Source organism: Enterovibrio sp. FF113 (genome assembly GCF_041439165.1).
Taxonomy (GTDB): domain Bacteria; phylum Pseudomonadota; class Gammaproteobacteria; order Enterobacterales; family Vibrionaceae; genus Enterovibrio; species Enterovibrio norvegicus_A.
This window is the reverse complement of the sequence record NZ_JBGONO010000005.1, coordinates 200537-214300: the sequence shown is the minus strand read 5'-3', so window position 1 is coordinate 214300 and position 13764 is coordinate 200537. Positions and strand designations below refer to the sequence as shown.

Annotated in this window: 14 protein-coding genes and 2 tRNA genes; 6 read left to right on the top strand and 10 right to left on the bottom strand. The window is 47.3% G+C overall.

Going from position 1 to position 13764, the window contains the following annotated elements; all coding sequences use genetic code 11:
• Positions 1 to 273 precede the first annotated feature (273 nt).
• Positions 274 to 627 (top strand): 50S ribosome-binding protein YggL, encoded by a 354-nt coding sequence (locus ACED36_RS05960; RefSeq protein WP_347230849.1) that lies wholly within the window; start codon positions 274 to 276, stop codon positions 625 to 627.
• Between the two features lie 32 nt (positions 628 to 659).
• Here ACED36_RS05960 and ACED36_RS05955 read toward each other — a convergent pair whose 3' ends face one another.
• Positions 660 to 1160 carry a GNAT family N-acetyltransferase gene (locus ACED36_RS05955; RefSeq protein WP_016959132.1) on the bottom strand — a complete coding sequence of 167 codons (501 nt, stop codon included), beginning with the start codon at positions 1158 to 1160 and terminating at the stop codon, positions 660 to 662.
• Between the two features lie 84 nt (positions 1161 to 1244).
• The gene (gene epmB / locus ACED36_RS05950; protein ID WP_016959131.1) at positions 1245 to 2267 is read right to left on the bottom strand and encodes an EF-P beta-lysylation protein EpmB; all 1023 of its coding nucleotides are present in this window, start codon (positions 2265 to 2267) and stop codon (positions 1245 to 1247) included.
• A 34-nt stretch (positions 2268 to 2301) separates the two neighbouring features.
• Between epmB and efp the strand changes: the two genes are divergently transcribed.
• Positions 2302 to 2868, top strand: coding sequence for an elongation factor P (efp, locus tag ACED36_RS05945; protein ID WP_016959130.1), 567 nt, complete (start codon positions 2302 to 2304; stop codon positions 2866 to 2868).
• A gap of 105 nt (positions 2869 to 2973) precedes the next feature.
• On the opposite strand, the gene frdD is transcribed toward efp, so the two are convergent.
• The 4 genes from frdD to frdA are packed head-to-tail and all read right to left on the bottom strand — an operon-like array spanning position 2974 to position 6316.
• Positions 2974 to 3336, bottom strand: a complete 363-nt coding sequence (gene frdD, locus ACED36_RS05940; RefSeq protein ID WP_016959129.1) for a fumarate reductase subunit FrdD — start codon at positions 3334 to 3336, stop codon at positions 2974 to 2976.
• A 25-nt stretch (positions 3337 to 3361) separates the two neighbouring features.
• Entirely contained in the window at positions 3362 to 3745 is a 384-nt protein-coding gene (gene frdC, locus ACED36_RS05935; protein ID WP_016959128.1) for a fumarate reductase subunit FrdC, read from the bottom strand.
• Position 3746: 1 nt separating this feature from the next.
• Entirely contained in the window at positions 3747 to 4505 is a 759-nt protein-coding gene (locus ACED36_RS05930; protein WP_017005283.1) for a succinate dehydrogenase/fumarate reductase iron-sulfur subunit, read from the bottom strand.
• Positions 4505 to 6316, bottom strand: a complete 1812-nt coding sequence (gene frdA / locus ACED36_RS05925) for a fumarate reductase (quinol) flavoprotein subunit (RefSeq protein ID WP_016959126.1) — start codon at positions 6314 to 6316, stop codon at positions 4505 to 4507. Before frdA ends, ACED36_RS05930 begins: the two co-directional genes overlap by 1 nt.
• Positions 6317 to 6809: 493 nt before the next feature.
• Here frdA and epmA point away from each other — a divergent pair, with 493 nt between their 5' ends.
• The gene (gene epmA, locus ACED36_RS05920; RefSeq protein ID WP_016959125.1) at positions 6810 to 7781 is read left to right on the top strand and encodes an elongation factor P--(R)-beta-lysine ligase; all 972 of its coding nucleotides are present in this window, start codon (positions 6810 to 6812) and stop codon (positions 7779 to 7781) included.
• 85 nt (positions 7782 to 7866) lie between these two features.
• Here the strand turns inward: epmA and ACED36_RS05915 are convergent, their stop codons facing one another.
• From ACED36_RS05915 to rsgA, 4 genes are all read right to left on the bottom strand, one after another.
• Positions 7867 to 8754, bottom strand: coding sequence for a DMT family transporter (locus tag ACED36_RS05915; RefSeq protein WP_371732928.1), 888 nt, complete (start codon positions 8752 to 8754; stop codon positions 7867 to 7869).
• A 142-nt stretch (positions 8755 to 8896) separates the two neighbouring features.
• On the bottom strand, positions 8897 to 10312 hold the full coding sequence (locus tag ACED36_RS05910) for a DASS family sodium-coupled anion symporter (protein ID WP_016959123.1): 1416 nt from the start codon (positions 10310 to 10312) through the stop codon (positions 8897 to 8899).
• Positions 10313 to 10525: 213 nt separating this feature from the next.
• The gene (gene asd, locus ACED36_RS05905; RefSeq protein WP_016959122.1) at positions 10526 to 11434 is read right to left on the bottom strand and encodes an archaetidylserine decarboxylase; all 909 of its coding nucleotides are present in this window, start codon (positions 11432 to 11434) and stop codon (positions 10526 to 10528) included.
• Between the two features lie 121 nt (positions 11435 to 11555).
• On the bottom strand, positions 11556 to 12608 hold the full coding sequence (gene rsgA, locus ACED36_RS05900) for a small ribosomal subunit biogenesis GTPase RsgA (protein ID WP_016959121.1): 1053 nt from the start codon (positions 12606 to 12608) through the stop codon (positions 11556 to 11558).
• 78 nt (positions 12609 to 12686) lie between these two features.
• On the opposite strand from rsgA, the gene orn reads away from it, so the two are divergent.
• The 3 genes from orn to ACED36_RS05885 all read left to right on the top strand — a co-directional run bounded on the left by orn (position 12687) and on the right by ACED36_RS05885 (position 13605).
• Positions 12687 to 13232: an oligoribonuclease gene (gene orn / locus ACED36_RS05895; protein ID WP_016959120.1), complete on the top strand. Its 546-nt coding sequence runs from the start codon at positions 12687 to 12689 to the stop codon at positions 13230 to 13232.
• Between the two features lie 113 nt (positions 13233 to 13345).
• A tRNA-Gly gene (locus ACED36_RS05890) sits at positions 13346 to 13421 on the top strand.
• A 108-nt stretch (positions 13422 to 13529) separates the two neighbouring features.
• Positions 13530 to 13605 (top strand) — tRNA-Gly (locus tag ACED36_RS05885).
• The last annotated feature ends 159 nt before the right edge of the window (positions 13606 to 13764 follow it).

Sequence of the window (13764 nt, the reverse complement as noted above, 5' to 3'; positions counted from 1 at the left end):
AGCGCCGATGGTAGTGTGGGGTCTCCCCATGTGAGAGTAGGACATCGCCAGGCTTAAAATTCGTTTTCATCTTTAATACAAAGATGAAGACAAAAAAGAAAAACAAAAAGGCCACCCTATCGGGTGGCCTTTTTGCGTTTACGCAGTTAGTTACTATAGCAATTACGCTTACCGAAAAAGTACGTTGCTAACACGTATGGCCTTTCCTTATTCTGATAACTGATACCGACAACCGGATAGTCGCCTTCTACACTCATTCCATTCTGATTGAATATGGGAGCACTGAGGATGAAAAAACGACGGACGAAGCGATTAAGAAAGAAACTGTACATGGATGAGTTTGCTGTATTTGGCTTTGTAGTCTCTTTAAGGCTGAATACTGATAACGACCAAGAATTATCTGTATTCATGGAATCGTTTGCTGGCTTTGCAGAGTCACGAGAACTACTTGTTGGAGGTGGTGGCATTCAAAATATAGAGTTGGTGATTAGTTCTGCGCTGAGATACGGTTCGGCGACAGATCTAGATATAGCAGCAGTAAAAGAGTGGTTCAGTAAGCGTAGTGAAGCGGAGATCACTGATATGGGCTCGCTTGTTGACTTACATCAGATCGATTCAGTTGAATAAAATAACCATGTTTCGTTAATTTCAGCGTTGTTTTAGTGTAATTTCGGATGGAACCGAGCCATATGATAAGCGTCTACATATTCGCCATTGCGGAATGCGTATTCCGTTGAGCGCCCCTCGATATCAAAGCCAAACTTGCGATAGAGAGAAATAGCGGCTTCATTGTCGCAATACACGGTTAATTCGATGCGACGTAGATTTATCCAGTTGTCAGCCAAATCGATCATAGCCGTAATCAATAGTCCACCAATCCCCTTTCCAATGTGGTCATCATGCACTGCCATGCCGAACTCTCCAACGTGGCGACGACGAACGTGTTTGTTTGTTTCAAACCCTAGTTGACCGACAATGTTTCCGTTGTCTTCTGCAACAAGACAATAAACATCATCTGGTAGATTGCTGAGTCTTTTTTCCCACATCAATAGCGATGGCAATGGCAGTTGTAGCGTGCCAGATTGCGCATTGGGAAGAGCATATAGCCTTTGAATAGCAGGAATATCACAAGGCGTCATCGGACGGACAGTGACAGGCATGATGGCTCCTTTAGGCATGCGAACGAGATCAACCATAATTACTTGTAGCTGATTGTCAATCAAACACTTTCTATCAATAAGCAGTTACTCTAAATGCAGGTCCATCGGTGTCTTGCTGTCACGTCCACCAATCTCGCGGGTCAATCGGGGGACTAAATAGCCAGAGACTTCTTTAACTAAACCTGCCATTAGTACTCTTGCTTGTTCATCGTCGACAAGAAAGTGCGCTGCGCCTTTTACTTTATCCAGTACATGTAAGTAATAAGGTAAGATCCCTGCATCAAACAACGCATTGCTAAGGCGCTTAAGTGTCTCAGTTGAGTCGTTCACTCCACGAAGTAATACACTTTGATTGAGCAGTGTCACTCCGGCTTTGTTTAGCGTCGTCATTGCAGCTATCAAGTCGCTATTAATTTCATTTGCATGATTAATATGCGTGACTAGGATGACGTTAAGACGTGTATTTGCCAATAGATGAGTCAGTGCTAACGTTACTCTCGAAGGAATGACGACAGGCAAACGTGTATGGATTCGCAGGCGCTTTACATGGGGGACGGACGCAATGGCATGAACTAACCAGGTCAGTTCATGGTCTTTTGCCATTAATGGGTCGCCGCCAGACAAGATGACTTCATCGATTTCAGGGTGCAGCTGTAAGTAAGTTATTGCTTCACGCCATACTGACTTGCCCCCCTTGTTCTCGTCATAAGGGAAATGACGTCGGAAACAATACCGACAATTGATTGCGCAGCCTCCTTTTACAATCATGAGTACGCGGTTTTTATATTTATGTAGTAAACCAGGGACCTGATTGTCCTGTTCATCAAGAGGATCGGTGGAGAAGCCTGCAACATCCGTAAACTCATCCATAAGTGGAAGAACTTGGCGTAGAAGCGGGTCGTTTGGGTTACCTTTCTCCATGCGATCAATGAAGCTTTGCGGCACACGCTGAGCAAACAGTTCACGCGCAGCAAAGCCAGACTTCCATGCAGCAGGCTCGATATCAAGCTGTTGCAGAAGAATTTGAGGATCTGAGACAGCATTTGCCATTTCTTTGAGCCAGTTTTGCTCAACAGGCGACGCATTTCGGGTTATTATGTCTGGCATTTATGACAACTTCGAAGATGTTTAGAGGATAGACATGGCGTCTTTTAGCACCAATGAATTCCGTGGCGGAATGAAAATTATGCTCGATAACGAGCCTTGTGTCATTATCGAAAACGAGTTCGTTAAACCAGGTAAAGGCCAAGCGTTTAACCGCGTGAAGATCCGCAAGCTGCTTTCGGGCAAAGTGCTTGAGAAAACGTTCAAGTCTGGCGACTCAGTGGAAGCCGCTGACGTTATGGATCATGAACTTGATTACCTCTACTCAGATGGTGAGTTCTGGCACTTCATGAACGCTGAATCATTCGAGCAGATCGCTGCAGATGAGAAAGCCGTTGGCGACAACATCAAATGGCTGAAAGAGAACGATCGTTGTACTCTGACGCTTTGGAATGGCAACCCTATTGCGGTGACGCCACCAAACTTTGTTGAGCTGGAAGTGACCGAAACAGATCCTGGTCTGAAAGGTGATACTGCCGGTACTGGCGGTAAACCAGCGACTTTGGTCACTGGTGCAGTGGTACGCGTACCTCTGTTCATCCAGATTGGCGAAGTCATTAAAGTGGATACTCGCTCCGGCGAATACGTAAGCCGCGTTAAGTAATTTCCGGTTTACTGATAAAAGCGTCCTTTGGGGCGCTTTTTTGTTTTCAGCCGTAAAAGGTATAAAAAAAGCACCCGAAGGTGCTTTTTCGTTTCACTAGCGTGACTAAATCATAAAGATAAAAATTACCGACAGTGCACTGATCAGAAAGGCCGTAGCGTAGCATGCTACTTTTCCTGCGGTGCCTGTGTGAAACTTCAGATCGTGCATTCCATGGTGCAAACGGTGCATCGCATGCCACATAGGCAGAGACAAAGTACCAATCACAAACAGTGCACCAATGATGCTGGTAACAAAGTCGGTCACGCGCTCATAGCTCAGTGTGTCTGCATCTAGTATGCCTAGCGGAGCCATAATGCCGAGCACGAGAATGGTCACAGGAGTGATCATTGCAAACCATGAACCGCCAGCACCAAATAGGCCCCACCATACTGGTTCGTCAGAACGTTTTGGATTCAAATCGACCACGTTTAATCTCCTCACTTGTATGGTGTTAAACCACGAACAGAATCACAGCTGAAATCACTGCAACCGCCGCCCATTGGGTCAGCACAATGATTTTCTTATCTACCTTTTTGCCACCGATGCGAATTGGCATCACTTGCGGCATCATGCTGAAGAAGGTCTGCGCATGGAATAAGCTACCTAGCAGCGCCACAATGTTAATGGCGATGACAACAGGACTAGCCATAAAACTCAACCAACTCTGCCAAGCACTTTCACCTATCACCAAGCTGGCCAAACCAAAGGTCAGAAACAAGGTAAAGAAAATTAGCGGTAATACGGTTGCTTCACGCAGCATATACATGCGATAGAAAGGGTGGTCTTTCCACCAAGTACGCTTCATTTCACGTACGTAAGGTTTACGGTTAGTCATCCTAAGCCTCCACTTTCTTTGGCGAACCATCAGGTTTTAGCATGGCAATCACAAAGTCCTGAGACGACACGATTTTGCCTTGGTTAACTGCGGCTGCTGGATCGACACTCTTTGGACACACTTCGGAGCAATAGCCCACGAATGTGCAGCCCCAAGCGCCGTTCTCACCGTTGATCAGTGCCATACGCTCGTGAGCGCCGCTGTCACGGCTATCGAGGTTGTAGCGATGAGCCAGTGTCAGTGCGGCTGGACCAATGAATTCAGGGTTCAAACCAAACTGAGGACATGCTGCATAGCAAAGGCCGCAGTTGATACAACCGGCAAATTGCTTATAACGTGCCATCTGTTCAGGTGTTTGGTTGTTTGGACCATCTTCCGGGGTGCGGTCGTTGCCAATGATGTAAGGCTTGATGGCTTCTAGACGTTCAATGAACGGCGTCATATCCACAATCAAGTCTTTCTCAATCGGGAAGTTAGCGAGTGGCTCGATGGTAACGCCATCAGGGTAGTCTCGTAAGAAAGCCTTGCAAGCCAACTTAGGTACGTTGTTTACCATGATGCCGCATGAGCCACAGATCGCCATACGACAAGACCAACGGTAAGCCAGCCCTTTGTCTAGGTGATCTTTGACATAGCCTAGGGCATCCAATATCGACATGGTGTCATCGAAAGGCACGCTAAAGGTTTGCAGGCGAGGTTCATCATCTTTCGCCGGATCGTAGCGAAGAATGCTGACTTTCTGAATGCGATTGTCTGACATTATGCCTGCTCCTTCTGTTCTTTCTCAGTCTTCTTTGCAGCGGCTTCAGCTTCTTCTGCCGCTGCACCGTATAGACGTGCTTTTGGCTGAGACTTGGTGATTTTCACGTCACCGTATTTAATGGTTGGTGCGCCGTCTGGGTTGTATAGTGCCAGCGAGTGCTTCAGGAAGTTCACATCATCACGCTCAGTACAGCCATCATCAAGACGCTGGTGAGCACCACGAGATTCACGACGCATCATGGCAGAGTGTGCCATGGCTTCAGCAACTTCTAAGCCGTAACCGACTTCAATCGCGTACAGAAGGTCAGTGTTGAACACTTTGCCTTTGTCTTTGATGCTGATGCGCTTGTAACGTTCTTTCAGTTCGGTCAGCTTGTCGATCGTTTCCTGCATCAAATCTTCACGACGATAGATACCGCAACCTGCTTCCATGGAGTGACCCATTTCAGTTCGAATGTCAGCCCAGTTTTCGTCGCCTTCTTGATTCATCAGCGCACTGATACGGTCTTCAACCGCTTTGACCTGACGTGCAATTTCGTTGTCGTTCCAGCCGTTAAACTCGCTCGCACGCTCTACCGCACCTTCGCCAGCCACTCGGCCGAAAACAACCAACTCTGCCAAAGAGTTAGAACCTAGACGGTTTGCACCATGAAGACCAACAGATGAACATTCACCGACTGCGAACAGACCTTTGATCGCTGTTTCATTCTTACCATTGGTTTCGATACCGCCCATGGTGTAGTGCGCGGTTGGACGAATAGGGATTGGCTCTTTTGCAGGGTCAACGTTCACGTACGCTTTTGCCAGTTCACAAATGAATGGCAGACGTTCATTGAGGTATTCCTCACCAAGGTGGCGAAGATCAAGCAAGACCACATCACCGAGTGGGTGCTTAATGGTGTTGCCTTTTTGCTGCTCGTGCCAGAACGCTTGCGATACTTTGTCGCGCGGGCCGAGTTCCATGTACTTATTCTTGGGCTGGCCGATCGGTGTTTCAGGGCCCATACCGTAGTCTTGCAGGTAACGGTAGCCATTTTTGTTGACGATAATGCCGCCTTCACCACGGCAACCTTCTGTCATCAGAATACCTGTGCCTGGAAGGCCAGTTGGGTGATATTGAACGAACTCCATATCACGCAGTGCTGCACCATGACGATAGGCCATCGCCATACCATCGCCGGTAACAATGCCGCCGTTGGTGTTGCAGTTGTAAACACGGCCTGCGCCACCAGTCGCCAGAATGACCGATTTTGCTTTGATGCAAACCAGTTCGCCTTCAGACATATGGATAGCAATCAGACCTTGCGCTTCACCGTCAACGACCAGCAAGTCCACCACGAAGTATTCGTCTAGACGTTTAATTTGTTTGTATTTGATTGATGTCTGGAACAAGGTGTGGAGCATATGAAAGCCGGTTTTATCCGCGGCAAACCATGTACGCTCTACTTTCATGCCGCCAAAGCGACGTACATTAACGTCACCGTTGTCCTTGCGGCTCCATGGGCATCCCCATTGTTCCAATTGGATCATTTCGCGAGTGGCATTCTCAACGAAATACTCAACAACATCCTGTTCACATAGCCAGTCACCACCACCAACGGTATCGTTGAAGTGGTTGTCGAGACTATCCTCATCCTTGATGACGGCGGCAGAGCCACCCTCTGCAGCCACCGTGTGGGAACGCATCGGGTAAACTTTAGAAATCAGTGAAATTTCCAGTTCTGGGTTTGCTTCAGCAGCAGCAATAGCGGCACGAAGGCCTGCGCCGCCGGCGCCAATAACAGCGATATCTGTGGTAATTGTTTTCACAGCTATCCTCCGGAGGATTGTTAGAAATTAGAGATGCAATCAGTGCATCTAACTCAAAAGCTGACTCCATCTTAGTAAACTTAAATTCATCAGAATTTGACCTGAAAGGGTATTTGTTCCGACTTTCCTACTTACCTCAGTATCGAACGATAAAACTGTGATCTGAGTCGTCATTGAGTAGTGGGAGGTCTTGTTTAAAATGGGTTGAAGACGGTTTTTACATGTTTCTGACACGCAAAACATGCTGTTCTTATATTTCTTTTAACCATCTATTTTAAAAAGGTTTTCTTTTAATGATGAGAGTGATTTGTAAACAAAGATTTTATCTTTTACTACCACTTATCGATTCATTGATTGAAGTGATTGAAAACCGAGTTTCTTTTCATCATGGAAAGAAATGAACCGATGCTTTTTTGTGAAAGCGAGATAGATTTTTATGATGTCGCAGCAAGAGATACAATGCCGCCTATCACCATGAGAGAGAATTTTGTCTATGACCCAGCAGTGGCGCCCTACGTCTGACATCGAGACGTTAAAAGCGCGAGCAACTTTGATGCGCATGATTCGCCAGTTCTTTGAAGATCGTGACGTGATGGAAGTCGATACGCCAGCCATGAGTCGAGCGACCGTGACGGATATTCATCTGCACACTTTCAATACGGAGTTTGTAGGTCCTGGCTTTGCTGGTGGTATTCCACTGTATTTGATGACTAGCCCAGAGTTTCACATGAAGCGCTTACTTGCCGCAGGGAGCGGCGCTATTTATCAAATCAACAAAGCTTACCGCAATGAAGAAGCTGGGCGTCATCACAACCCCGAATTTACCATGCTCGAATGGTATCGCCCGAGCTTTGATCATCATGCTCTGATGGACGAGATGGATGTGTTGCTGCAAGCAGTGATGGGCGTTGGTCAGGCGCAACGCATGACTTACCAAGAGGCGTTCATCGATGTTCTGAGAGTTTGCCCTCTCGAAGGCAGCATGGAGCAACTGAAAGCGGCTGCTGCGTTGCTTGGATTGTCTGACATTGCTGATCCTGAACAAGACCGAGATACCTTACTGCAATTGCTGTTCAGCGTGGGTGTCGAAGCGAAAATTGGCCGAACTGTGCCAGCATTTGTCTACAATTTCCCAGCGTCACAGGCGGCACTGGCTCGAGTTTGTACTGATGACAAACGGGTTGCTGCGCGTTTCGAGGTTTATTTTAAAGGCATTGAGCTGGCTAATGGCTTTTATGAGTTAGACGACGCCGATGAACAGTTGGCGCGTTTTGAACAAGATAACCGAAAGCGTGAAATGATGGGGCTTAAGATCCAGCCTATCGATAATCATCTGATTGAGGCGATAAGACATGGCTTGCCGGATTGTGCGGGCGTTGCGTTGGGTGTAGATCGTTTGATCATGCTGGCTTTGGGGAAATCACATATCGATGACGTGATAGCCTTCCCGGTAGAACGCGCTTAACTGAAAACGCTGCAAAAATGCGGCGTTTTCTCTACTCGGATATTTTCTTTATTAAGGTAAGTAACGTCTCGACATAACCTTGTGTTTAACTGGTGACAATCAGCCCTGCACCGCATACTGCAAGAGCGGCACCAATCCAAGCACTGGGTGATGGACGCACTTTGGTAAACAGCCAAATTAATGGCAAGACCATGACAGGCGTCGTTGATGACAATAACGCCACCATGCCCACTTCGCCCCATTTTAGCGCGTACATGATGAGCGTCATGCCAACCGCCATGGCCAGGAAACCATTCACCACTACCATGCCGAAAATGCGCCAATTGATAGGGTTTACAGGCTGCGCCACACGAACTTGAAGTAACACCAATGTGCCGTGCGCCAAAAAGGCAGCAATCATACGAATGGCAGACGCTGCAATGGGGTCGACATTCCCTGTTAATACAGGTTTGGCGATGACGCCACCCAGTGACTGGCAAAGTGCCGCTAGTAAACCAAGTGTAATTGCCACCTTTAAGCTGCCTTTGGTTTCCTCCCAGTGATGGGCATTGCTACTTTGACGAAAGAACACAGCAACCATTACGCCAGAAAATACTAGGGTAGCACCGACTAATCGTATACCTTCCAGCGTTTCGCCAAATAGCCACATGCCAAGCAGCGCAGAAAATACCGCATGACAGGAGTACAAAAGACCAGAGCGGCGTGGACCAATTCGGTTCATGCAGCCAAACAGCGCGGTATCGCCGATAAAAATACCGATAAGACCTGAAAGCGCCATTGGCCACCATATATCAGAGGTGATGGTGGTCCAGCCTCCGGTCGCCAAAGCCAGCAGTGACAACATGATTGAGACGCAAGCCATACGCCAGCGACTATAGGCAAAGCTACCCAAGTGACGGGCAGGTGTCACCGAGATCAGGCTGGAAATACCCCAAAGAAAGGCGGCAGCAAGCGCTAGCCATTCGTATCCCAAAAGAAAGCCCTCACAACATGCGACTACAGGTTCGCATCAATAAATTTGAAAAGAGCGCGAGTGTATATGGACTTTCGACGAGGGAAAAGCGCGAATCGCATCCTCCCGCTTGTTTGCCACTATTTGGTGCTATTTTTCATGTTTAGGTGAGAATGAGCATCGCGGCATAGACAAGTGCGAGGCCGACGAGACCGATAAGTAACCCGACTTTTGCCATATCTCGGCTTTCAATTAATCCGGTTGAATACGCAAGGCTGTTGGGGGGCGTTGATACCGGTAAGATCATGCCAAGTGATGCTGAAAAGGCGACAACAACCAGCAGTCCCTGAACACCACCAACGGCAGACAAGCTTTGCATAGAGGTCGCAACGGCAGCAGCAATTGGCATCAGAAGGTTTGCCGTTGCGGTATTTGACATGAAATTCGCCATCAGCCAGCAGATGAGAGACAAGGTCAGTACCACGGCCACTGGTGAGAGACTGTCATAATCAATGGCGTGTGCCAATGCTGCTGCAAGCCCTGTTTTATCCAGTGCCAAACCAATCGCGATCCCTCCAGCCACAAGCCAAAGCACATCCCAATTGATGAGTTTTAGTTCTTCTTTTCCCATAATGCCGGTAAGCGTAAACACGGCAAGAGGGATAATGGAAACCACATAGGTGTTCATGCCATGCAAGCCGGTAGTCATCCAAAGCAGTATGGTTGCTGCAAACGTGGCGTAAACCGTATATGCGCGCCAGCTTTTCTTAAATTGACCGTCGAGCTTTAGCGTCATTTTATCCTGACTAGCAGGGAAGAGTCTTTGCAATAGCCACCATGCAAAAGCGAGTTGCACAACCACAAACGGTAAGCCCATGGTCATCCATTCCAAAAAGCTAATAGCGTTTTCCCCTGTTAAATATTGGAGCGCGATCGCGTTGGGCGGTGTTCCTATAGGGGTGGCAATGCCGCCAGTATTGGCTGCAACCGGAATACACAACACCAAAGCCTTAATGCCAGTATCTCCTTTGGGTACAGACGCGACGATAGGGCCAAGCAACGCAAGCATCATGACCGTGGTGGCGGTATTCGACATAAACATTGAAAACACAGCGGTGATTAGCATTAGCCCTAACATGATAAAGCGAGGCTTAGTGCCAAAAGGCTTGAGTAGCACGCGTGCGAGATTGTTATCTAAATCGTATTTTGAGGCGGCGATAGCAAGGGCGAAGCCGCCCATGAACAAAATGATGATAGGCGAGGAGAAAGCGCTAAAAATGTCGGTGTATTTCATTAACTCGCCAAGGTCATGTCCCGGCTGGGCATCACGAAACCACGTGAGACCTTTGTCCGATATCATGATGAGTTCTAATGCGATGATCAGGATCGACGTGGCGAAGACGGGCACAGGCTCTAGTACCCAAAGCAATGCGGCAAGCAAGAAAATCGCGAGCAGGCGGTGTTGAATGATCGTCAGATCGTCGAGCGGGATCCAGTCAGTAGGCATAAGCAATACGCCGAATGGGACACAAAATGCGACGGAAAACTTAAAGAAAACAGCACGAGAGAGTTTTGGCATATGACGATTTTTCCTGCACAAATTGATGACCGCTGACTTAATCCGATTGATATAAGGCGATGGCATCACATTTGCTTTTAATTCATCGCCTTGGATATCACTGTATGAACAACAGCATACGGGGAGGAGGAGAAAAAACTCTGTTCTCGGATAAAATTCACGTACAAAAAAAGGGCAACAATGCCCTTTTCGTCACAGATCCCAACTTTGCCGTTAAGCAGGTTGTGAGTCGTTAATATCGTCGCCGACGGTAGGTGATTGAGCACTAAGGCGAGCATACGCTTCACCCATTAGGGTTGGTTTACCCGCGACTATGCTTTCATCAAACGTCATCACGTCTTTTGGGAACAGGTTGATTACCGTTGATCCCAACTTGAAGCGACCCATTTCCTCACCTTTTTTCAGGGTGATTGATTGGTCGCCTTGTGCAGGGTAATCCCAGCGACGGATGCTTTGTCCGGTTGGCGGAGTAATTGTGCCAGCCCAAACTGTTTCAATACTGCCCACGATGGTTGCGCCAACCAACACCTGTGCCAACGGGCCAAATGCAGTGTCGAAAATACACACCACACGCTCGTTACGTGCAAACAAGTTTGGAACGTTTTCTGCTGTTAGAGGATTAACTGAGAACAGATCGCCAGGCACATAAATCATTTGGCGCAGCGTACCATCACATGGCATGTGTACACGGTGGTAATCACGTGGTGATAGATACAGGGTCGCGAAATCGCCGTCTGCAAATTCCTGTGCTAACTGCGCGTCGCCACCTAATAGCTCACAAGCATCAAAAGTATGTCCTTTGGCTTGAATAAGTCGGCCTTTTTCGATGGGGCCTGCTTGGCTCACACAAGCATCAGCAGGATGGCTGATCACATCAGCGTCATCGTTTAGCGGGCGAGCATCCTCTTTCAATTCACGGACAAAGAAATCGTTGAACGTAGGGTAGCTAGCCGGATCTGGATTTTTCGCTTCGCTCATTTCCACCTTGTACTGACGTACAAACCACTTGATCACGGCGGTGGTTAAAAAACCTGCTTTTGCAGCTGCTAGCTTACCGACTAAGCGGGTTAGCAGATGTTTTGGCATGCAATACTGCAGGCCAATTTTCAAATCGTTAGACACGGTTATTTTTCCTAACTTGTCGTTTGCCCAAGAGAAATTCAAAAGGCCGGAAATTAAAAAGCGGCCTAGTTTACAAAATTAACAGGCCGCTAACCAGATGTAGGAAAGAATCAGTGGGTGATCAGTTTTCTTTATCGCGTGAAAACTGACGGTTTGCCTTCATTTCCGTCATGCTATCAATGATCTTGTGATAGCTTTCGAAGCGTTCAATGCTGATTTTGCCTTCTTCGACTGCTTCACGGATCAAACAACCAGGGTCATCTTTATGTTTGCAGTCTCGAAATTTACAGCCGCCAAGATAGTCGCCAAACTCTTTAAACCCTTGTGTGACTTGCTCTGGCTCCAAATGCCAAAGTCCAAATTCACGTACGCCAGGGCTATCGATCAGATCACCCCCATTCGGGAAGTGATACAGGCGTGCAGTGGTGGTGGTGTGTTGACCAAGTCCTGAGTTTTCAGAGACTTCACAAGTATGAGCATTCACTTCAGGAAGCAAGACGTTAACCAGGCTTGATTTGCCCACGCCTGACTGCCCGACGAAAATACTGGTAACGTCAGCAAGTTTCGCTTTTAACGCAACCATACCTTCACCAGACTTCTGGCTCACCATCATCACTTCATAACCAATATCATGATAGAGCGATAGAATATTCCTAACCATTTCAAGGCCTTCATCGTCCAAAAGGTCAATTTTGTTTATGACGATAAGCGGTTTGAAATCAACCTGTTCGGTAGCGATTAAGTAACGGTCTATAATGTCGGTAGACAATTCGGGTAATATCGCAGAAACGATCACAACTTGATCGATGTTAGCTGCGACAGGTTTTACACCGTCATAGTAGTCTGGGCGAGTCAGTACTGAACGGCGTTCATGGACACCTTCCACAACGCCAGCAATACCTTGCAGTGCTTCTACGCCTGGACGCCAGACGACCGTATCACCCGTCACCAAGCTTTCGATTGAACGGCGAAGGTTACAACGTTGAATGGCACCGGTTTGAAGATCTTCAATATCGGCATGTTGTCCAAAACGGGTAATAACGACCCCTTCACGGGCTGATTGCAGCAAAGATTCATCCCACTGGACATCCTTTTGCTGACGATCAATTCGTTTCTTTTGGTTTGTCCGTACTCGGCGCAATTGGCCTTTTGTGAGATTTTTCTTTTTTGCCACGAGAATGTCGCTAGTTTAGTTGGCTTTCAAGTCAGGCTAAGTATGATACATGGTTTATTTGTAAAATAGGCAATTTGGATGTCTTTCAGCGATAAGAATTTAATCTGGATCGATCTTGAGATGACTGGACTTGATCCGCAAGTTCATAAAGTCATTGAGATCGCTACCGTTGTAACAGATGCTCAACTTAACGTGTTAGCTGAAGGGCCAGTCATTGCCATTCATCAATCTGACGATGAATTAGCGATTATGGACGAGTGGTGCACCAATACTCATACTCGAAGTGGGCTGGTGGATCGTGTCAAAGCAAGCACGAAAAATGAAGAGCAAGCGATTCAAGAAACGATCGCTTTCCTCAAGGAGTGGGTGCCAGCGGGTGTATCACCAATTTGTGGCAATAGTGTGGGGCAAGATCGTCGTTTCTTGTACCTGCATATGGCAGAACTTGAGCGCTTCTTCCATTACCGCACCGTAGACGTTAGCACCATCAAAGAGTTGGTGCGTCGCTGGCAGCCAGATCTTTTATCTGGTGTTCAAAAACAGGGAACGCACTTGGCTATGGATGATATCCGAGAGTCAATTGAAGAACTGCGTTACTACAGAAGTAAGATCTTCACGATCTGATGTCAAAATAAGCGATACGAAGAAATTTCAAAATTTATGAGTTTAGAGGCTTGCATCCCTGATTTTTCTTCGTATAATTCGCAGCCCTGATAGAGACAAATGTCTTTGACGAAGCGACACTAGCTCAGCTGGTAGAGCGCAACCTTGCCAAGGTTGAGGTCACGAGTTCGAGCCTCGTGTGTCGCTCCAATCTCTCTTAGTGAGAGAGCAAACATACGGTATAGCGAAAGCACACCGAACAAAGTTTGCGGGAACAATAAGATTTAAAGATCATGTGATGATCGTCAGATGATCCTTGCGACACTAGCTCAGCTGGTAGAGCGCAACCTTGCCAAGGTTGAGGTCACGAGTTCGAACCTCGTGTGTCGCTCCAAATTCTCTTAGAGAGATAACAAACTCTCTTTAGGAGACACAGCAAACTTTCGATATGTCGAAGTTGCTAAAATAAAAAAGCCCGATGAAAATCGGCACTGTGATGCGACACTAGCTCAGCTGGTAGAGCGCAACCTTGCCAAGGTTGAGGTCACGAGTT

Coding starts and splice junctions, on each gene's coding strand:
- ACED36_RS05960 (WP_347230849.1), top strand. CDS start 274: ATGGGAGCACTGAGGATGAAAAAACGACGGACGAAGCGATTAAGAAAG.
- ACED36_RS05955 (WP_016959132.1), bottom strand. CDS start 1,160: ATGCCTGTCACTGTCCGTCCGATGACGCCTTGTGATATTCCTGCTATT.
- epmB (WP_016959131.1), bottom strand. CDS start 2,267: ATGCCAGACATAATAACCCGAAATGCGTCGCCTGTTGAGCAAAACTGG.
- efp (WP_016959130.1), top strand. CDS start 2,302: ATGGCGTCTTTTAGCACCAATGAATTCCGTGGCGGAATGAAAATTATG.
- frdC (WP_016959128.1), bottom strand. CDS start 3,745: ATGACTAACCGTAAACCTTACGTACGTGAAATGAAGCGTACTTGGTGG.
- ACED36_RS05930 (WP_017005283.1), bottom strand. CDS start 4,505: ATGTCAGACAATCGCATTCAGAAAGTCAGCATTCTTCGCTACGATCCG.
- epmA (WP_016959125.1), top strand. CDS start 6,810: ATGACCCAGCAGTGGCGCCCTACGTCTGACATCGAGACGTTAAAAGCG.
- ACED36_RS05910 (WP_016959123.1), bottom strand. CDS start 10,312: ATGCCAAAACTCTCTCGTGCTGTTTTCTTTAAGTTTTCCGTCGCATTT.
- orn (WP_016959120.1), top strand. CDS start 12,687: ATGTCTTTCAGCGATAAGAATTTAATCTGGATCGATCTTGAGATGACT.